Origin of the sequence: Streptomyces sp. NPDC088194, assembly GCF_040702025.1 — a bacterium.
GTDB lineage: Bacteria > Actinomycetota > Actinomycetes > Streptomycetales > Streptomycetaceae > Actinacidiphila.
In genome coordinates this window covers 19776-38571 of the sequence record NZ_JBFBIV010000048.1, presented here as the reverse complement: position 1 = coordinate 38571, position 18796 = coordinate 19776, and the positions used below count along the sequence as shown (strand labels likewise).

Sequence of the window (18796 nt, the reverse complement as noted above, 5' to 3'; positions counted from 1 at the left end):
AAGATCGATGAAAGATGCCGCGAAGGACCTTGCCCTGCCTGCCAGGGTGCTCTACAGCGAGAAGGCAACTTATTGACCACGGGGGGTCGACGGTGCCTAAGGAGTTCCTGCATAAATTCAACAGCATCCGGAATTCGAAATTCCGGTTGGTCTGCTTTCCTCATTCGGGCGGATTCGCCGGCGGCTTTCGCGAATGGGCCGCTCTGACGCCGCCGGGGACCGAGCTCATGGCCGTGCGGTACCCGGGGCGGGCCGACCGGTTCGCCGAGCCCGTCGTCGGCATCCGTGAGACCGCTTCGCTGGTGGCGACCGAGCTGCTCGGACTGCCCGCCTCGCCCCTGATCCTGTACGGGCACAGCCTCGGCGCACTCGTCGCCTACGAGACGGCGGTGGCCCTGCGGGACGCCGGATCGCCGCCCACGCGGCTGTGCGTCTCCGGTTCGCCCGGGCCCGAGGACGCGGGCGGCGGGACCACGCACCGGCTGACGGACGCCGAACTGTGGTCCGCGGTGAAGGCGTTCGGCACCATCGATCCGGAGTTCGCGGACGACGAGGAGTTCCGCGACCTCGTGCTGCCCGCGCTGCGGGCGGACGTGACGGCGAACGAGACGTACGCGCCGCGGGCCGGCACCGCGCCGCTTCCGTGTCCCGTCCGCTGCTACTACAGCCCCGACGACCCCCTGGCCGGCGAGGCGCAGGTCCGGTCGTGGTCGGCCTGCACGACCGGGGAGTTCACCCTGCGCGCCCGTCCCGGCGGCCACTTCCACCCGCGGGTCGACCCGCGGGGCCTGGTCGAGGATGTCGTGGGCGCCGACCGGCGGGAGCGGCATCGTGTCTGAACCCAAGGCGCGCCTCGCGCACCGGCCGCTGGAGGGAATGTCCGTGCTGGTGACCGGAGCCGGCAGCGGCATCGGCCGGTCGGTCGCCGAGTGCCTGACGTCCGCGGGGGCCGGGGTGACCGCCGTCGGACGGCGCGCGGCACCGCTGGCCAAACTGGCCGCGCGGAGCGGCGAGGCGGTCCATCCGGTGACCGCCGACGTGGCCGAGAAGGGGGCCGCGGAACGGATCGTGGCCGCGGCCGTCGCGCGCTTCGGACGGCTGGACGCGGTGGTGAACAACGCGGGGCTGGCCCGCTTCGGAGCCCTTCAGGACGCGGCGGACGAGGATTTCATGGCCATGCTCCGGGTCAATGTGTGGGCACCCGCCGAGCTGATCAGGTGCGCGATTCCCCAATTGCGCAGGAATTCCGGCACGGTGGTGAACATATCCTCCGTGGGCGGCGTCCTGTCGATGCCGGAGCGCTCCTGCTACGGCGCGAGCAAAGCGGCACTCAACAGCCTGACCCGTTCCCTGGCCAGAGAACTCGCCCCGGAGATAAGGGTCAACGCCATTCTGCCCGGCCCGGTCGACACACCGATGTGGCACGAGACCGGACTGTCGGATTCCGAAAGGAACGAACTGGCGCGGAAACTCACCGAGGCGACCCCGCTGCGGCGTTTCGGCCGCGGCGAGGAGATCGGCCGGTGGGTGTGCGCCCTGGTGGACCCCGAGATGGCCGGCTGGATGACCGGCGCGCTGATCCCCGTGGACGGCGGCCGGACCGCATGACCGGCGAAGAACAGCGACAGCACCCGGAGGTGGCATGAATCCCAGCAGCGCAGCCGATGTGACCGACCAGACCCCACCGGCCGCCACCGTACCGTCGTCCGCCCTGCACGAGATCTTCCGTGCGGCGGAGGCGAAGGAGCGGCAGACGGCGACACCCGTACTGAAACTCCACGTCGGCGACCCCTACTTCGACCCGCCGCAGGAAGCGGCCGACGCGCTGCACGACGCGCTGCGGCGCGGTGACACCAAGTACACCGGCGTGGAGGGCATTCTCGCCCTGCGCGAGGCCCTGGCGGGCAAGCTGGCCGCCGAGAACGGACTGGACGCGCCGGTCTCCCGGATCTTCGTCACGCCGGGCTCCGCGCAGGGCCTGACCGCGCTGCTGCGGGCGCTGGCCGAGCCCGGTGCGGAGATCCTGCTGCCGGAACTGCACTGGCCGGTGCACCTGCAGCAGAGCCTCCTCGCCGGGCTCCGGCCGGTGTTCTACCCGCTCGGCCCGGGTTTCCGCCCCGACCCGGAGGCGATCCTGGCGGCGGCCGGCCCCCGCACCCGGCTGCTGCTGATCAACTCGCCGGCCAACCCGACCGGCGTCGTGCTCGACGCGCGAGCCCAGCGGGTCCTGCTGGAGGGGGCCCGCGAGCGGGGCTGGCAGGTCGTCAGCGACGAGGCGTACGAGCACTACGTGTACGAGGGCGAGCACTTCTCGATGGCGTCGCTGGAACGCGACCTGCCCCAGCACCAGCGGATCGTGCACAGCGTCTACAGCTTCTCCAAGAGCGCGGCCATGACCGGATACCGCCTGGGCTACGTGGCCTGCGCGAACGACCGGACAGCGCACGCCATGAGCGTCGTCCAGGAGGCGGGCATCATCTCGCCCTCGACGCCGATCCAGTACGCGGGCCTCGCCGCTCTCGGTGCCCGGGACTCCGTCGCCGCCAACGCCAAGCTGGTCGCGCACAACCGCAACGTGCTGCTGCCGCCGCTGTGTGCGGCCGGCCTGCTCGCGGAACTGCCGGCCGGCGGCTGGTACGCCGTCCTGGACGTCTCCTCGACCGGGCTGGACGCGCGGACCTTCGCCGACCGGCTGCTGGAGACCCACTCCGTGGCGGTGGTGCCGGCGGCCGGGTTCGCGCTGCGGCCGAGGCTGTCCGCGGCGGGCCAGGTGCTGTCGCTCGACGTCCCCCGGTGGGCCCGGTCCCTGGTGCGCATCGCCTTCTGCGGCGACCCCGACCTGCTGCCCCTCGGAGTGGAGAAGATCATCCACTTCGCCCGAACCTGCGAAGTGGAGCGGGCACATGGCTGAACTGACGTACGCCGACTACCTGAACCTCGACACCCTGCTGTCCTTGCAGGTGCCCCGCACCACCGACAGCGGCAGGCGGGCGGTGATCCTCTCCGAGCAGTTCTTCGTCGTCGCCCACCAGTCCTGCGAGCTGTGGCTGAAGCAGATCATCGCCGACGTCGAGGCCGCGTCGGACTACCTGCAGCCCGAACACGGCCTCGCCGACGCCGAGTCGAGCGTGGAGTTCCTCGAACGCGCCGCGGAGCTGCTGCGCATCCTGGTGGAACAGGTCGCGGCGCTGGAGAAGCTGCCGATCCGTCACTTCGCGGAGTTCCGCCCCTACGTGGGCAGCGCGAGCGGGGCGGAGTCGGAGCAGTTCCGCCACCTCGACGAGTTCCTCGGCGACGACCGGCGGTCGGGACGGCTCTACGAGGCCCTCACCGCGGCCGTGGCGCTCAGCGGCACCTCGGTCGGGGAAGTGTGCCGTCGCGGCCCGGAGGCCGGGGCGTACCACCGGATCATCGAAGCGCTGCTGGACATCGGCAACCGCTACTGGCACTGGAAGCTCGGCCATCTGACGCTCATGTCGAAGATGATCGGCGTGGGGCCGGGAACCGGCGGCACCAGCGGTGCCGACTACCTGATGGCACGTGTCACCCTGCCCTTCACCGAACTGCGGCGGCTGCGCGGACAGCTCCACACCGCAGGAACCGCACCCACCGGGCTCGCGGACCGGACGACGGCATGAGCGGCAACCCGTTCGACGACGAGCAGGCGCGCTTCCGCGTCGTGGCCAACGAGGACGGACAGCACGCGCTGTGGCCGGAGTTCGCCGAGGTTCCCGCGGGCTGGCGCTGCGTGTCCGGCCCGGACGCCCGCGCCCGGTGCCTGGACTACATCGAGACGCACTGGACGGATCTGCGTCCCGTCCGGCTGTGCGGATGAGGGCGGAGGCCGCGGCCGTGCCCACACGTATCCCCGACTGCCCGCTGGCCAGGACCGCCGAACAGATCGGACCGTGGTGGACGTTGGAGATCCTCCACGAGACGTACGACGGCTTCACCCGGTTCGAGGAGATCCGGCGCAACCTGGGGACGCCCGCCGGCCTGCTGGCCGACCGGCTGTCCGCACTGGTCACCGCCGGGCTGCTGACGACGGCGCCGGCCGACGGGACGAACGGCGGCGGAGACGGCGCCTCAGGCCATGACGCCGACGCCGACACCGGCATCGATCCCGAGCCCGATTTCGAGCCCGAGCCCGATCCGGACGCAGGCGCCGCCGGCCGAACCGCCTACCGCCCCACCGAACTCGGACGCTCGCTGCGCCCCCTGGTCCTCGTCATGACGGCCTGGGGCAACCACCGGCTGCCGCCCGAGCGGCGCGGCCTGATCCTGGTGGACGCCCGCACCGGCGTGGAGGCGGACCCCGTCGTGGTCGACCGGAGCACCGGCCGGCCGCTGGACACCGCCGAGTTCATGTTCGCGGCCGGCCCGGCGGCCGGCCCGGCCCTGCGCGAGCGCTATCCCCGCCGCCCCACCCCGCCCACCTCGGCATGACGCGCTCCGGCGCCGAGTGCCCGCTGCCCCGCCGCGGCCCCCAGCCCCGGCCCCCGCCGGCCTCCCACCCGCCGCACGCCGAACAGGAGACCCCATGTCCACCGATCCTGCCGGGACGCCACCGCGCTATCCCATGCCCCGCCCCGCGGGCTGTCCCTTCGCCCCTCCGGAGGAACTCCTGCGCCGCAGCCGCGAGGAACCCGTGTTCCCGGTGTCCCTGTGGAGCGGCAGGAGTCCCTGGTTGGTCACCCGCTACCAGGACGTCCGCACCGTGCTCTCCGACACCCGGTTCAGCGTCCACCGGGACCTGCCCGGCTTCCCGGCCAGCTCGCTCGGCCAGGTGCTGCGCGACCGTATCGCGCCCACCTTCGTGGGCATGGACGACCCGGAGCACGCCCGGCACCGGCGCATGCTGATCGCCGAGTTCGGGGTACGGCGGATCGCCGCCCTGCGTCCGGTCGTCGAGGAGACGGTCGCGCACCTGCTCGACGAGATGGCCGCCCGCACCGGCCCCGTCGATCTGATGGAGGCCCTCGCGATCCCGCTGCCGTCCATGATGATCTGCCGCATCCTCGGTGTGCCCTACCAGGACCACGAGTTCATCGACAAGCACCTGCGCATCCGGCTGGACATCCACTCGGACGCCGACACGGTCACCCGCAGCAGCAACGAGGTCGAGGCGTACTTCGTGGAGCTGATCCGCGCCCGCGAACACGAGCCGACGGACGACCTGCTGGGCAGGCTGGCCCGGGACCGGGTACGGACGGGCGAGCTGTCCCGGCAGGAGGCGGCGTGGACGGCCGCGCTGCTGCTGGTCGCCGGCCACGCCACGACGGCCCACATGATCGGCCTCGGCACGATGGTCCTGCTGGCCGACCCGGCGCGGGCCGCGCTCCTGCGCGACGGCGACGAGTCCCAGGTGGCCACCGCGGTCGAGGAGTTGCTGCGGGTGCTGACGGTGACCCACACGGGCCGGCGCCGGGTGGCGAAGGTGGACATGGAACTGGGCGGTGTCCGCATCCGCGCGGGCGAGGGGGTCATCGGGGCGGCCGAGTTGGCCAACCGCGATCCCGACCAGTTCCCCGACCCGCAGACCATCGACCTCGCCCGTACCCCCAACCACCATCTGGCGCTCGGCTTCGGCATCCACCAGTGCATCGGTGCCAGCCTCGCCCGCCTCGAACTGCAAGTCGCCTACCCGGCGTTGCTACGGCGGTTTCCCGGGCTCGGGCTCGCCGTCCCGGCCGGCGACATCGAGGTCGTGGACGCGTCCGTCGTCCTGGCCTCGCCGGAGATCCCGGTCACCTGGTGACCGGCCCCCAACACCGACCCGAGACGAGGGAACATGACGCAAAGCGTGGTGATCGTCGGCGGAGGCACCGCCGGCTGGATGACTGCCACCTACCTGAAGGCGCAGTTCGAGGACCGCGTCGCGGTGACGCTGGTGGAGTCGGCGAACGTGTCGACCATCGGTGTCGGCGAGGCGACCTTCAGTACGGTCCGGCGCTTCTTCGAAAGCCTCGGGCTCGCGGAGCACGAGTGGATGCCCGAGTGCCATGCCACGTACAAACTCGCGATCCGCTTCGAGAACTGGCGGGCCCGAGGGCACCACTTCTACCACCCGTTCGAACGGCCCCGGATCGTGGAAGGGTACTCGCTCGCCGACTGGTGGCTGCACCGGAGCGGCGGCGGCCGCTTCGACCAGGACACCTCGGTGCTGGCGGCGCTGTGCGACGCGCAGAGCTCACCCCGCTACCTCGACGACGCGCTGATGGAACAGGACTTCGTGGAGGACCGCGAGGACAGCATGTTCCGTGCCACGCCCGAGGGCCACACCACCCAGTTCCCCTACGCCTACCACTTCGACGCCACGCTCCTCGCGGGGTTCCTGGCCCGCTACGGGGTGGACCGCGGGGTGCGGCACGTGCGCGACGACGTGACCGATGTCGCCCTGGACGAGCGCGGTCGTATCCGGCACGTCCTGACGAAGGAGCACGGCCCGCTGGCCGGGGACCTGTTCGTGGACTGCACCGGCTTCCGGGGCCTGCTGATCAACAAGGCGCTCGGCGTGCCCTTCCGTTCGTACCAGGACAGCCTGCCCAACGACAGCGCGGTGGCCCTGCGCGTCCCCGTCGACATGAAGGCCCGCGGTATCAGGCCGTGCACCACGGCCACCGCGCAGGACGCGGGCTGGATCTGGACCATCCCGCTCTTCGGCCGGCTCGGCACCGGCTACGTGTACGCGAGCGACTACTGCAGCCCCGAGGAGGCGGAGCGGACCCTGCGCTCCTTCGTCGGCCCCGACGCGGACGCCCTGGAGGCCAACCACATCCGGATGCGTATCGGCCGCAGTGAGCGCTCGTGGCACGAGAACTGCGTCGCCATCGGGCTGTCGAGCGGCTTCGTGGAGCCCTTGGAGTCCACCGGGATCTTCTTCATCCAGAACGCCGCGGAACAACTCGTACGGCACTTCCCGTCCGGCGCCGACGACGAGGGGCTGCGCGCCGCCTACAACCGGCAGGTCGCCCATGTCATGGACGGCGTACGCGAGTTCCTGTTCCTGCACTACTACGCGGCGGCGCGGCAGGACAACGACTACTGGCGGGACACCAAACACCGTCCGATGCCCGACGGGCTCGCCGAACGCGTGGAGCTGTGGCGGCACCGGCTGCCCGACCAGGAGTCCGTGTACCCGCACTTCCACGGCTTCGAGCCCTATTCGTACGTGGCGATGCTCCTCGGTCTCGGCGGTCTGCCCACCCGGCCGCTGCCCGTCCTGGACGTACTGGACGACACCGCCGCCCAGAAGGAGTTGCGGCTCGTACGCGACCAGGTGCGCACCCTCGTCGGCCGACTGCCCAGCCAGTACGAGTACTTCTCGCACCTGGCGGCCCGGTCGGCCGGGACCGGAGGCTGAGTCCGTGGGACGCCGCTCGCCCCTCTCGCCCGCCTCGCCCCTCTCGCCCACCCCCTCACCCGCCTCGCCCGCCTCCGCCGCGACGACGGCCGACACGCGCCCGCCGGCCGTCGGGCCGGACCGGTTCCGTTCCCTGATGGCGACGTTCCCCTCCGGCGTGGCGGTGGTGACGGCGATGCGTCCCGGCGAGCCGCCGCGTGGCCTGACCTGCTCGTCGCTGTCCAGCGTCGCCGTCGAGCCCGCCACCTTGCTGGTCTGCGTGCGGCAGGCCAGCCCCACGCTCGGGGCCCTGCTGGACACCTCGTCCTTCGCGGTCAACCTCCTGCACGACGGGGCCCGTTCGGCGGCACAGGTGTTCGCTTCCGGCGCCGCCGACCGCTTCGACCGGGTGCGGTGGACGCACCGACCCGGCTTCGCGGGGCCGCACCTGGTGGACGACGCGCATGCCATCGCCGACTGCCGCGTCGCGCGCACCGTCACCGTGGGCGACCACACCGTGGTGTTCGGCGAAGTGTTCGAGGTGAGCCCGCCGCCCGCCCGGCAGCCCGGACCGCTCCTCTACGGGCTGCGCCGCTTCTGGTCCCTCGACCCGGAGCCCTGCCCGGTCAACCCCGCCCGCCACTGACACCTATCCGAACCAGGAGGACAGGCAATGGAGTTCGGCCTCTCACTGCTGCCCGACACCGGCCCGCAGGAGCGCTCGGGCCAGGAGTACTACGCGAACCTGCTGGAGATCTGCCGGCAGGCCGACCGCCTCGGCTACGAGTACGTGAAGATGACGGAGCACTACCTCCGCCCGTACGGCGGCTACTGCCCCAGCCCGCTCGCCTTCCTCACCGCCGTCTCCACGGTCACCCGGCGGGTCCGGCTGATGACCGGAGGCATCCAGGCGTCCTTCCACCACCCGGTCCAACTGGCCGCGCAGACCGCCCAGGCGGACGCCATCAGCGGCGGCCGGCTCGACGTCGGCTTCGCCCGCGCCTTCCTGCCGTACGAGTTCGAGGCGTTCGGCGTGGACCTGGACAGCAGCCAGGAACGCTTCCGGCACACGGTCCGGGCGGTCCTGCGGCTGTGGACCGAGCCGTCGGTCAGCGAGGACACCCCGTACTTCTCGTACCGGGACGCCACCTCCTACCCGCCGCCCGCCCAGCGACCGCACCCGCCGGTGTGGGCCGCGGCGCTGGTCACCCGCTCCAGCTTCGAGTGGATCGGCGACATGGGCCTCAACCTGCTCATCTCCTCGCCGCCGCGCACCGACGACCTGGCCGTGACCCGTGAACTCATGGACGTCTACCGGCAGCGCTTCGCGGCCGGCGCGGGAGACGGACGCCGCCCGAAGGTCGCGGTGAGCGTCCCGCTGCTGCTCGCCGAGTCCGACGAGGACGCCCGGGAAGAGGGCAGGACCCTGCTTCGCCGGCACTGGTCCAGGTTCAGCGAGGCGGCGGCGTCCTGGCAGAACCGCACCTCACCCGCGTACGAGGGCTACCAGGCCGCCGTGACGAAGAAGTTCGGCAACGCGGTGGGCGACGCCGAACTGGAGTCGACGGCTGTCTTCGGCAGCCCGGACCGGGCCGTGGAGAGGATTCGGGCCATCCAGGAGGCGCTCGGGCCGGAGGTGTTGCTGTGGCAGATCGACTTCGGCCAGCAGTCGCTGAAGTCCATGGAACGCACCCTGACCCTGTTCGCCGACCAGGTGCGCCCGCGCCTGGCGGAAAGCTGAGGGCACGGAGAGGAAACGCTATGGAACCCGACACGGCGAACCACCCGGTTCTCCTGTTCCCGGAACTCTTCGAGGCGGCGGTGGGGCGTGCCCCGGACGCGGTCGCGGTGGTGCACGGAGACACCACTGTCACCTACGGCGAACTGAACGACCGCGCCAACCGGCTGGCCCGACGGCTGATCGCGCTGGGCGTCGGCCCGGACGCCCTGGTCGCCGTGGCGGTGCCCCGGTCCGTGGACCTCGTGACCACGCTGCTCGCCGTGCTCAAGGCGGGCGGCGGCTACCTCCCCCTGGACCCGGCCCACCCCGCGCAGCGCCTCGCCGGCATGACCGCCGACGCCGCGCCCGTCCTGCTGGTGCGCGCCGGACGGACCGCGGTCACGGCACCCGGCGTGCCCGAACTCGTGCTGGACGATCCCGACACCCGGGCGGCGTGCGGGCGGGAGCCCGCCGGTGACATCCGGCAGGAGGAGCGGCTGTCGCCGCTGACGTCCGACCACCTGCTGTACGTGATCTTCACCTCCGGGTCCACCGGCACTCCCAAGGGCGTGGCGGTGACCCACCAGGGCGTTCCCGACCTGGTCGCCACCCAGCGGGCCCGGTTCGGCGCCCGGCCCGGGGAACGGGTGCTGCAATGGGCGTCGGTGAGTTTCGACGCCGCCTTCTGGGACCTCTCGCTCGCCCTCACCTCGGGCGCCACGCTCGTGCTCGCGGACGCCGACGCGGTCCTGCCCGGCCGCCAGTTGACCGACCTGATGATTCGCCACGACATCACCCATGCCGTGCTGCCGCCCGCCGTGCTGAGCCTCACCGACAGCGCGAGCGTCCTCAAGGGCGGAACCATCATGTCGACCGGCGACTCCTGCACCCCGGCCCTCGTACGCGCCTGGGCGCCCGGCCGGCGGATGTTCAACGGATACGGTCCGACCGAGGTCACCGTCGGGGCCACCATCTCGGGGCCGCTGGCGGCCACGGACGACGTCACCATCGGCGTCCCCTGGACCGGCGGCCGGGTGTACGTGCTGGACGAGCGGCTGCGGCCGGTCCCGGAGGGCGAGGAGGGCGAGCTGTACCTCGCCGGGGCCGGCCTGGCGCGCGGCTACCTCAACCGTCCCGGGCTGACGGCCACCCGGTTCCTCCCCGACCCGTTCGGACCGCCCGGGAGCCGGATGTACCGTTCCGGCGACCGCGGCGGACTGCGCGCGGACGGCGAGTTGCTGTTCGCCGGGCGGGCCGACGGGCAGGTCAAGCTGCGGGGTGTCCGTATCGAACTCGGGGAGGTGGAGGCCCGGCTCGCCGACCATCCGGAGGTCGAGGTGGCGGCGGCCGTGGTCGACGGTGTCCTGGCGGACGCCGTGCTCGTGGCATACGTCCAGCCGCGGCCCGGCTGCGCGCCGGACCCGGCCGCCCTGCGCCGGCACGTCGCCCAGGCGCTGCCCGCCGCCATGGTGCCGGCGAGCGTGGTGGTCCTCGACACCGTTCCCCTGACCGTGAACGGCAAGATCGACCGGCGGGCCCTGCACGACCGGCCCCGGGCGACGGTTCTCCACCCGCCCACCGCGACCGCGGGGGAGGGCGGGTCCGCCGAGGACGGGTCAGCCGAGGACGAGTCCCGCGAGGACGGGTTGGCTGGGGACAGGTCCTGCGAGGACGGGTCCGCCGGGGACGAGTCCACCGAGCAGGCCCTGTGCCGGCTCGTCGCCGAGCTGCTGTCGCTGCCCGCGGTGCGCCCCGGTGACAACCTGTTCGAGCTGGGCGGCAACTCCCTGGTCGCGGCCAAACTGGCGATCCGCATCCGTGGCGAGCTCGGACTCGGCGTCACCATGCGATCGGTGCTGCAGGCACAGACGCTCACCGAGCTGGCACAGGCGGTGCGGAGCGCGCCGGCACCGGTGGCGGCGTCCGCGGTGAACGCGCCCGGCCGGTCCGAGGAGCGGTCGCGATGAGCACGGGCTCCACGGCACGGGCCTTCGACCTCACCGATCCGGCGACGTTCGCCGGTGACGCGCATCACTCGTTCTGGCGCGAGGTGCGCCGTACCAGCCCCGTGTACTGGCACGAGGGGGCGGACGGGCGCCCGGGGTTCTGGGTGGTGGCCTCCCACGCCGACGTACAGGGGTGCTACAACAGCCCGAAGACGCTCAGTTCGGCGCGCGGCACGGTCCTCGACGTCCTGCTGCGCGGCGACGACTCCGCCGGGGGCCGGATGCTGGCGGTCACCGACCGGCCGCGCCACCGGGACCTGCGCAACCTGATGCTGCGGGCCTTCTCACCCCGCATGCTCTCGGACGTCGCGGAGCGGGTACGGAGCCGTACGGCGGCGCTGGTGGCCGAAGTGGCCGGGCCGGGCACGTTCGACTTCGCCACCGAGGTCGCCGATCACCTCCCCATCCAGACGATCTGCGACCTCCTCGCGATCCCCTGGGAAGACCGCGGACAGCTGCTGGAGTGGAACAAGCGGACCCTGTCCTCGGCCACCGCGGAGCCCGACGAACTCGACGCGCTCAGCGCCCGCAACGAGATCGTGCTCTACTTCATGGACCTCGCGGCCCGGCGCCGGGTCCGGCCGGACTCCGACGTGGTCAGCATGCTGGCGACCGCCGAGGTCGAGGGCGCCCGACTGCCCCTGGAGGACATCGCGCTCAACTGCTACAGCCTGATCCTGGGCGGCGACGAGTCCTCGCGCATGGCCGCGATCAGCGCGGTGCACGCTCTCGCGCTCCATCCCGGGCAGTGGCGGGACCTGCGCGAGGGGCGGATACCGCTGGACACGGCCGTGGAGGAGCTGCTGCGTTGGGCGACGCCGGCACTGCACTTCGCCAGGACGGCGGCCGTCGACACCGTCATCGGCGGGCAGCGGATCAGGGCCCGCGACATCGTGACCCTGTGGAACGTCTCCGCCAACAACGACGAGGACGTCTTCGACTCGCCGCGCACCCTGAACCTGTCCCGTACCCCCAACCAGCACATCGCCTTCGGCCGCGGCCCCCACTTCTGTCTCGGCGCCTTCCTCGGCCGGGTGAGCCTGCACGCCCTGCTCGCCGCGCTCGCCACCACGGTCGAGGAGGTGGAACTCACCGGCCCGCCGGTCCCGGTCTACTCCACCTTCCTCCAGGGCTACCGAAGCCTGCCGGTGCACCTGGCCAGAGGGCACGCAGGCCCCTCGGCCACCGCCGTGAGCCGGCGTGTAGGCTGATCGTTCACCCGAATGACGGTCGCCGTTCACGAATTGGCCGTCAGGAGTTCATCGTCTACATTTCTGTAGACACTCTGCCTCCACGGTGACGACCGGCCAGGAACGGACACGGTCCGAGCCAGTTCCGAAAGACGGTGCTGATGACCGCAGGCTCCGCACTGCTGGCCTTCGACGGGTCGCACATCGACGGTTCGCTGTTCACCTCGATCACGGACCTGGCCCGTGACACCCGGTGGCTCAACGGCTTCGTCGAATGGTGGACCAACGTCCAACTGGGGGTCTTCGCGGTCCTCATGGTCGTGGGCTGGTGGCGGGCCCGGCGGCGGGACGGCGCCGCGATGACTCTGGCACTGGCCGTGCCGGTCAGCGTCGGCGTGGCCTTCGCCTGCGCGGAGGTGGTCAAGAAGATCGTGGCCGAGCAGCGGCCGTGCCGCTCGCTCCCGCACGCCTTCATCGTCGAGACCTGCCCCGTGCCCAGCGACTACGCGTTCCCCAGCGGTCACACCACGGTGGCCGCCGCGTCCGTGGCCGCGCTCTTCCTGCTGGACCGCCGGCTCAGCGCCATCGCCGTGCTCTTCGCGGTGCTCGAAGGCTTCACCCGGGTCTACGTCGGCGCCCACTACCCCCACGACGTCATCGGCTCCGCGCTGCTCGCCCTGCCGGTCGCCTACCTCACCAGCCTGGCGCTGCGCCGCCTGGCGACCCCTACGGTGACCCGGCTGCGGGAGCGGCTGCCGATTCCCCTGCTGGTCGCCGCCGACCACCGCCCGTCGGACGGGGAGCCGGTACGGCCCGCGGACCCCACGCACGCGACGCACGCCACGCCGTCCGCGCATGCCACGCCGTCCGACCACTCCACGCCGTCGGAACGGGCCACCCGCGCCACGCAGTCGCCCCCTTCGCACGGACCAGGCCGGCACGCCCGGCGCTGAGCGAGCGGAGAGCGCGGCGGGCGGGTCCGTCCCCGCGAGACCGGTCTCGACGTTCGACGCGCCGCTCGCCGCTCGCCGGATTCAGGGGCGGCGGGCCAGGAAGACGAACTCCCGGCCCGGCCGGTCGGGGGCGTCGCGGACCTCCTCCGTCACGAAGCCGGCCGCGGCGAGGTCCCGCTCGACCTCCTCCCGCTCGCGGAAGCGCAGGGTCGAGTCCGACGTCAGGACCTCCCCGTCGGACGCGAAGACGTAGGTCCAGCGGAACGTCACCAACGGCAGGCTGACGTCGGTCAGTCGGACCCAGGTCTCGACGGCGCCGACGCCGGGGATCTCGGTCACCCCGTAGGTGGACTCGCGGTTCCACTCCTCCCAGCCGCGCCGGGCCGGATCGCGGGTCTCGAACACCAGGTGCCCGCCGGGCCGCAGGGCCTCGTAGGCGCCACGCAGGGTCCGCCGCCACGCCCCCGGGTCGACGATCTCCTGGGCGGCATTCGCCGTCATCGTCGCGAGGTCCACCGCCAGCGGCGGCAGGTCGGTGGCGTCGCCGTGCAGCCACCGCACCCGCTCGGCCCCCGGCTTGGCCCGGGCCACCGCCACGGACGCCAGGGCCGGGTCGACCCCGGTGACCTCGATCCCGCGATCGGCCAGCAGCAGGCCGAAGACCCCGGTCCCGCAGCCGATGTCCAGCACGCTGCGCGCCTCGAACTCCGCCGCGATCCGCAGATACGCGTCGAGGTCGCCGCGGTCGGGGTCGAGCGGGTCGTAGATCGCGGCGAGCCGTGGATGCCCGAAACTCTCGTCAGCCATGGGGCCGAACCTAGGGGGAAGCGAGTCCTGGCAGCACCCTGATTTCGGGCGGCGGACCGGTGCCGCGCCGACACGTCGTCGCTCTCCTCCCGCGTCGCCCTGTAACTGGGCCTGGGCCCGGGCCTGGACCTGGACCTGGACCCTTGATCCGGCGGAACGCGCGGCGCCCGCGAAGGCACTACACTCGGTGGCCGACGTTGATCGTCGGGTGAATCGCCGAACGGCACTACCGAGGAGACCAGGCATGGCGGGTGACGACGACATCTCCGGGTGAGACCCGGAGCTGACCGGCCACCGGCAGGCGCGTGGAAGCGCCGCCGCCGTGGCTGTGCCGTCGTGCCCTTTTCCCCATGCCCCCAGGGCAGAGGTCTCCGTCTGCCCTCGTGACACCCCGAGGTCCTCCCATGTCCGACGCTTCCGTCGTCTGCACGAACCTGTCCTTCTCCTGGCCCGACGACACACCGGTCTTCGACGGCCTCTCCTTCACCGCGGGCGGCGGCCGCACCGGCCTGGTCGCGCCCAACGGCGCCGGCAAGAGCACGCTGCTCCGGCTGATCGCCGGCGAACTGCGGCCCAGCGGTGGGTCGGTGACCGTCACCGGCACGCTCGCCCACCTGCCGCAGACCCTCCCCCTGACCGGTGACCTCACGGTGGCCGAGGTGCTGGGGGTCGCCGCGGTGATCCGGGCGCTGGACGCGGTCGAGTCCGGCGACGTGGACGAGCGGCACTTCACGGTGATCGGCGACGACTGGGACATCGAGGAGCGCACCCGCGCGCAACTCGACCGGCTCGGCCTGCCCGGCCTCGCGCTCGACCGCCGGCTGGGCACCCTCAGCGGCGGTCAGGTCGTCTCGCTCGGCCTCGCCGCCCAACTCCTCAAGCGCCCCGACGTGTTGCTGCTCGACGAGCCCACGAACAACCTCGACCTCGACGCCCGCCACCGGCTGTACGACGTGCTGGAGGAGTGGCACGGCTGCCTGCTGCTGGTCAGCCACGACCGCGCGCTGCTCGACCGTATGGAGCGCATCGCCGAACTCGACAGCGGTGAACTGCGCCTGTACGGGGGCAACTTCACCGCCTACGAGGAGGCCGTGCGGGCCGAGCGGGAGGTCGCGGAGAAGAACGTCCGCAGCGCGGAGCAGGAGTGGAAGCGGGAGAAGCGCGAGTTGCAGCAGGCCCGCGAGCGGGCCGAGCGCCGCGCGGGCAACGCCGCCCGCACCCTCAAGAGCGCGGGCCTGCCGCGCATCTTCGCCGGCACCATGAAACGCGGCGCCCAGGAGTCCGCGGGCCGGGCCGGGCAGACGCACGCCGCCCGGGTCGGCGACGCCAGGGCCCGGCTCGACGACGCCGAGCGCGCGCTGCGCGACGAGCAGGGCATCACCCTGGAACTGCCGGACACCGAGGTCCCCGCCGGGCGCACCGTCTTCCTCGGCGAGGGGATGCGGGTACGGCTCGGCAGCCGGGAGGTGTTCGCCGGCGCGGGAATCGACCTGACCGTCCGGGGCCCCGAGCGCATCGCGCTGACCGGCCCCAACGGCGCGGGCAAGACGACGCTGCTGCGGCTGATCCAGGGCTCCGCCGGCCCCGACGGCTCATCAGGAGCCGGTGCCGGTACTGATTCCGACGCCGGTACCGACCCCGGCTCCGGCTCCGGCGCCCGGCTCGACGCACGGAGCGGGCGGATCAGGCGGGCCGACGGGCGGATCGCCTACCTCTCGCAGCGGCTGGACCTGCTGGACCTGGACCGTACGGTCGCCGAGAACTTCGCCGCGTTCGCGCCGCACCGCACGGAGGCGGACCGGATGACCCTGCTCGCGCGCTTCCTCTTCCGGGGTGCCCGCGCCCACCTGCCGGCCGGGGTGCTCTCCGGCGGCGAGCGGCTGCGCGCCACCCTCGCCTGCGTGCTGTGCGCGGAGCCGGCCCCGCAACTGCTGCTCCTGGACGAGCCGACGAACAACCTCGACCTGGTCAGCGCCGGGCGGCTGGAGAGCGCCCTGACGGCGTACCGGGGCGCGTTCGTGGTGGTCAGCCACGACGAGCGGTTCCTGGAGCGGATCGGCGTGGACCGGTGGCTGCGGCTGGCCGGCGGCGAGTTGACCGAGACGGGGGCGCCGCCGGCATGACCCGGGAACGGGCCGGACGCCCCTGGCCCCTCGCCCGTCGCCCGGTGCGGCTGATCCGCTCGGCAAGGTCAGTTCGGGAAGTCAGCTCGGGAAGGTCAGTTCGGGAGTTCAGCTCGGGAAGGTGAGCCGCTCGACCACGTGTTCCGCGATGGCCAGGCACGAAGTGGCCGCGGGAGAGGGGGCGTTGCGTACGGCGGTGACCGGGCCGAGTGCGGAGATCCTGAAGTCGTCGACGAGGTCGCCGTGTTCGTCGAGCGCCTGCGCGCGGACGCCGGCCGGCGCGGCCACCAGGTCCGCGGGGGTCAGGGCGGGGACGTAGCGCGCGGCCTCGGCGGTGAAGGCGCGCTTCGACAGCGAGCCGTGCAGTTCGTGCAGCCCGGCCCGCCAGTGCCGTCGGGCCAGCCGGCGGGTGCCGGGCCAGGCCAGCGCCCGGCCCAGCTCGCGCGGGTTGACGTCGCGGCGCCGGTAGCCCTCGCGGGCCAGCGCGAGCACGGCGTTCGGGCCGATGTCGACGCTCCCGTCCACCCGGGGCGTGAGGTGCACGCCGAGGAACGGGTAGGCCGGGTCCGGCACCGGGTAGACCAGCCCGCGCACCAGTCCGGCCCGCTCCGGACGGAGCCGGTAGTACTCGCCGCGGAACGCCAGGATCGCGGGCGAGGGCGCGTCACCCGCCAGTCGCGCCACCGTGTCGGACTGCAGTCCCGCGCAGATCACCGCGCCGCGCAGCGCGTACGCCTGCGGGCCGCAGACCACGGTGACCCCGTCGCCCGGCCCGGGCCGGATCGCGGTGACCTCGCTGCCGAGCAGCAGCCGCCCACCGGCCGCGGCCACTTCGCCGGCCATCGCCCGCGCCACCGCGCGGAAGTCGACGATGGCGGTGGTCGGGGAGTGCAGCGCGGCCAGTCCCCTGACCTCGGGCTCGATGTCGCGCAGCGCGGCCGGGTCGAGCCGGCGCACCCCGGGCACGCCGTTGGCGCGGGCCCGCTCCTCCAGCACGCCCAGCCGCTCCACCTCGGCGGGCGAGTGCGCGACGACGACCTTGCCGATCTCCCGGTACGGCAGCTCGTGCCGCGCGCAGAAGTCCTTGAGCAGCCCGACCCCGCGCCGGCACAGCGTGGCCTTGAGCGAGCCGGGCGGGTAGTACAGGCCGGAGTGGACGACGCCGGAGTTGTGCCCCGACTGGTGGACGGCGACCTCCGCCTCCTTGTCGAAGACGACCACCTCGGCGCCGCGCAGGGCCAGTCGGCGCGCCACGGCCAGGCCGACCAGGCCGGCGCCCACCACCCCGACGGGCTTGGCCGGGGTACGACCGCCGGTGGCCGGCCGGGGCCCTGGGTCTGCTGGCATCGCGGCCGTACCTTCTTCCGCTGCTTCCACTGCTTGCGCTGGATCGCCCGTCACGTGCCCCGAGCATAGAAGCGTCCGGGCCGAACCGTACGGTTCACGCGGGCAGCGCGGCCAGCCACTTTGTGAGGTGCCGGTTCACCTCCTCGGGACGCTCCTGCTGGAGGAAGTGGCCGCCGCCGTCGAGGAGATGGGAGCCGACCAGGCCCGGCAGGGTGACCGGGTACGCCTTGATCGCGTCGGCCAGCCAGGTGGTGGAGGCGTCCAGGGAGCCGCCCAGGAACAGGGACGGCTGCGTGATGGCGGCGCCGTCGTAGGCGGCGAGGTCCGCCCAGTCCCGGTCCATGCTGCGGTAGCGGTTCAGCGCGCCCGTCAGCCCGGTCCGCTCGAACTCGCCCGCGTAGAAGTCGAGTTCGGCCTCACTGAGCCAGCCGGGAAGACCGGAACCGGCACCCGGGCCCGGGCCCGCCACGGCGGGGAAGCGGTCCCGCAGCCGCCCACCGCGCGTGACGAAGTGCGGGTCCGGCGCCCCGGGCGGCGGCATCGTCTCGGCGGACAGCGCGGCGTAGAACCCGGCCAGCCAGCCGCGCACGTCGGGCTCGATCTCGGCCTCGGCGCGGCCGGGCTGCTGGAAGTAGGAGACGTAGAACTCCTCGTCGCCGCCCATCCCGGCGAAGATCTCGCTGGGCCGCGGGCCGCCGCGCGGGGCGTACGGCACGCTCAGCAGGCCCACCGCGCGGAACACGTCCGGCCGGAGCAGCGCGCTGTTCGCCGCGATCGTCGCGCCCCAGTCGTGGCCGACCACCACCGCGGAGCGCTCGCCCAGCGCCTCCACCACCGCGGCGTTGTCCGCCACCAGCTCCAGCATCCGGTACGCCGCCGGGTCGGCCGGCTTCGAGGACCGGCCGTAGCCGCGGACGTCGATCGCGACCGCGCGGTACCCGGCCGCGGCCAGCGCGGGCAGCTGGCGGCGCCAGGAGTACCAGGACTCGGGGAAGCCGTGCACGAGCAGCACCAGCGGCCCGCTCCCCCGTTCCACCACGTGGGTACGCCCCGCGGGCGTCGCGATCATCCGGTGCGTGCCGAGTCCGTCGCCGGTGTGCTGGGTCATGGGTCCTCCCTGATGGGGATGGGGATGCTGGGGCCGGGCGGGCCTCACGGACCGCCCGGACCCGATCATCCGGCGAACCCTGCCCGACCCGCGATCCGCCTTGCCGATCCGGCAAGAAGACATCGGACCGTACGGGAGCCGGCGGCCGGCGGCGGCACGGCAGACGCGCGGGCCGGGGAGCGCGGGCCGGGCGACGCGAC

General features: G+C 72.9%; 17 protein-coding genes. 14 read left to right on the top strand and 3 right to left on the bottom strand.

What is annotated here, in order from left to right:
- Positions 1–14: 14 nt before the first annotated feature.
- From AB0399_RS24910 to AB0399_RS24850, 13 genes are all read left to right on the top strand, one after another.
- Positions 15–839, top strand: coding sequence for an alpha/beta fold hydrolase (locus tag AB0399_RS24910; protein WP_366412856.1), 825 nt, complete (start codon positions 15–17; stop codon positions 837–839).
- Positions 832–1608: an SDR family oxidoreductase gene (locus AB0399_RS24905; RefSeq protein WP_366412855.1), complete on the top strand. Its 777-nt coding sequence runs from the start codon at positions 832–834 to the stop codon at positions 1606–1608. The genes AB0399_RS24910 and AB0399_RS24905 overlap by 8 nt, the downstream gene beginning before the upstream one ends.
- A 34-nt stretch (positions 1609–1642) precedes the next feature.
- Complete coding sequence (locus tag AB0399_RS24900) at positions 1643–2911, top strand: pyridoxal phosphate-dependent aminotransferase (protein ID WP_366412854.1); 1269 nt, start codon at positions 1643–1645, stop codon at positions 2909–2911.
- The gene (locus AB0399_RS24895) at positions 2904–3638 is read left to right on the top strand and encodes a tryptophan 2,3-dioxygenase family protein (protein ID WP_366412853.1); all 735 of its coding nucleotides are present in this window, start codon (positions 2904–2906) and stop codon (positions 3636–3638) included. Before AB0399_RS24900 ends, AB0399_RS24895 begins: the two co-directional genes overlap by 8 nt.
- A complete protein-coding gene (locus AB0399_RS24890; RefSeq protein ID WP_366412852.1) occupies positions 3635–3835 on the top strand; it encodes an MbtH family protein in 201 nt (66 codons plus the stop codon). The genes AB0399_RS24895 and AB0399_RS24890 overlap by 4 nt, the downstream gene beginning before the upstream one ends.
- 17 nt (positions 3836–3852) lie before the next feature.
- Complete coding sequence (locus AB0399_RS24885) at positions 3853–4446, top strand: helix-turn-helix domain-containing protein (RefSeq protein ID WP_366412851.1); 594 nt, start codon at positions 3853–3855, stop codon at positions 4444–4446.
- A 94-nt stretch (positions 4447–4540) separates the two neighbouring features.
- Positions 4541–5758 (top strand): cytochrome P450, encoded by a 1218-nt coding sequence (locus AB0399_RS24880; protein WP_366412850.1) that lies wholly within the window; start codon positions 4541–4543, stop codon positions 5756–5758.
- Between the two features lie 33 nt (positions 5759–5791).
- Positions 5792–7363 (top strand): tryptophan halogenase family protein, encoded by a 1572-nt coding sequence (locus tag AB0399_RS24875; RefSeq protein WP_329363729.1) that lies wholly within the window; start codon positions 5792–5794, stop codon positions 7361–7363.
- A 136-nt stretch (positions 7364–7499) separates the two neighbouring features.
- Positions 7500–7988 carry a flavin reductase family protein gene (locus AB0399_RS24870; protein ID WP_328470568.1) on the top strand — a complete coding sequence of 163 codons (489 nt, stop codon included), beginning with the start codon at positions 7500–7502 and terminating at the stop codon, positions 7986–7988.
- A gap of 27 nt (positions 7989–8015) precedes the next feature.
- Complete coding sequence (locus AB0399_RS24865) at positions 8016–9083, top strand: LLM class flavin-dependent oxidoreductase (protein WP_366412849.1); 1068 nt, start codon at positions 8016–8018, stop codon at positions 9081–9083.
- 20 nt (positions 9084–9103) lie between these two features.
- Positions 9104–11029 carry a non-ribosomal peptide synthetase gene (locus AB0399_RS24860; protein ID WP_366412848.1) on the top strand — a complete coding sequence of 642 codons (1926 nt, stop codon included), beginning with the start codon at positions 9104–9106 and terminating at the stop codon, positions 11027–11029.
- On the top strand, positions 11026–12279 hold the full coding sequence (locus AB0399_RS24855; RefSeq protein WP_366412847.1) for a cytochrome P450: 1254 nt from the start codon (positions 11026–11028) through the stop codon (positions 12277–12279). Before AB0399_RS24860 ends, AB0399_RS24855 begins: the two co-directional genes overlap by 4 nt.
- A 140-nt stretch (positions 12280–12419) precedes the next feature.
- Entirely contained in the window at positions 12420–13211 is a 792-nt protein-coding gene (locus tag AB0399_RS24850; RefSeq protein WP_366412846.1) for a phosphatase PAP2 family protein, read from the top strand.
- An 81-nt stretch (positions 13212–13292) separates the two neighbouring features.
- Here AB0399_RS24850 and AB0399_RS24845 read toward each other — a convergent pair whose 3' ends face one another.
- Positions 13293–14018 carry a class I SAM-dependent methyltransferase gene (locus AB0399_RS24845; RefSeq protein WP_366412845.1) on the bottom strand — a complete coding sequence of 242 codons (726 nt, stop codon included), beginning with the start codon at positions 14016–14018 and terminating at the stop codon, positions 13293–13295.
- Between the two features lie 404 nt (positions 14019–14422).
- Here AB0399_RS24845 and AB0399_RS24840 point away from each other — a divergent pair, with 404 nt between their 5' ends.
- Positions 14423–16141: an ABC-F family ATP-binding cassette domain-containing protein gene (locus AB0399_RS24840; RefSeq protein ID WP_366412844.1), complete on the top strand. Its 1719-nt coding sequence runs from the start codon at positions 14423–14425 to the stop codon at positions 16139–16141.
- 108 nt (positions 16142–16249) lie between these two features.
- On the opposite strand, the gene lhgO is transcribed toward AB0399_RS24840, so the two are convergent.
- Both lhgO and AB0399_RS24830 read right to left on the bottom strand, forming a co-directional pair.
- Complete coding sequence (lhgO, locus tag AB0399_RS24835) at positions 16250–17488, bottom strand: L-2-hydroxyglutarate oxidase (protein ID WP_366412843.1); 1239 nt, start codon at positions 17486–17488, stop codon at positions 16250–16252.
- Positions 17489–17582: 94 nt separating this feature from the next.
- Positions 17583–18596: an alpha/beta hydrolase gene (locus AB0399_RS24830; RefSeq protein WP_366412842.1), complete on the bottom strand. Its 1014-nt coding sequence runs from the start codon at positions 18594–18596 to the stop codon at positions 17583–17585.
- Positions 18597–18796 lie beyond the last annotated feature (200 nt).

Bases quoted from the DNA above. Each gene is read 5' to 3' on its own strand.
- AB0399_RS24860 (WP_366412848.1), top strand. From the start codon at position 9,104: ATGGAACCCGACACGGCGAACCACCCGGTTCTCCTGTTCCCGGAACTC.
- AB0399_RS24890 (WP_366412852.1), top strand. From the start codon at position 3,635: ATGAGCGGCAACCCGTTCGACGACGAGCAGGCGCGCTTCCGCGTCGTG.
- AB0399_RS24845 (WP_366412845.1), bottom strand. From the start codon at position 14,018: ATGGCTGACGAGAGTTTCGGGCATCCACGGCTCGCCGCGATCTACGAC.
- AB0399_RS24900 (WP_366412854.1), top strand. From the start codon at position 1,643: ATGAATCCCAGCAGCGCAGCCGATGTGACCGACCAGACCCCACCGGCC.
- AB0399_RS24855 (WP_366412847.1), top strand. From the start codon at position 11,026: ATGAGCACGGGCTCCACGGCACGGGCCTTCGACCTCACCGATCCGGCG.
- AB0399_RS24870 (WP_328470568.1), top strand. From the start codon at position 7,500: ATGGCGACGTTCCCCTCCGGCGTGGCGGTGGTGACGGCGATGCGTCCC.
- AB0399_RS24840 (WP_366412844.1), top strand. From the start codon at position 14,423: ATGTCCGACGCTTCCGTCGTCTGCACGAACCTGTCCTTCTCCTGGCCC.
- AB0399_RS24850 (WP_366412846.1), top strand. From the start codon at position 12,420: ATGACCGCAGGCTCCGCACTGCTGGCCTTCGACGGGTCGCACATCGAC.
- AB0399_RS24830 (WP_366412842.1), bottom strand. From the start codon at position 18,596: ATGACCCAGCACACCGGCGACGGACTCGGCACGCACCGGATGATCGCG.
- AB0399_RS24875 (WP_329363729.1), top strand. From the start codon at position 5,792: ATGACGCAAAGCGTGGTGATCGTCGGCGGAGGCACCGCCGGCTGGATG.
- AB0399_RS24895 (WP_366412853.1), top strand. From the start codon at position 2,904: ATGGCTGAACTGACGTACGCCGACTACCTGAACCTCGACACCCTGCTG.
- AB0399_RS24910 (WP_366412856.1), top strand. From the start codon at position 15: ATGCCGCGAAGGACCTTGCCCTGCCTGCCAGGGTGCTCTACAGCGAGA.
- AB0399_RS24865 (WP_366412849.1), top strand. From the start codon at position 8,016: ATGGAGTTCGGCCTCTCACTGCTGCCCGACACCGGCCCGCAGGAGCGC.
- AB0399_RS24880 (WP_366412850.1), top strand. From the start codon at position 4,541: ATGTCCACCGATCCTGCCGGGACGCCACCGCGCTATCCCATGCCCCGC.
- lhgO (WP_366412843.1), bottom strand. From the start codon at position 17,488: ATGCCAGCAGACCCAGGGCCCCGGCCGGCCACCGGCGGTCGTACCCCG.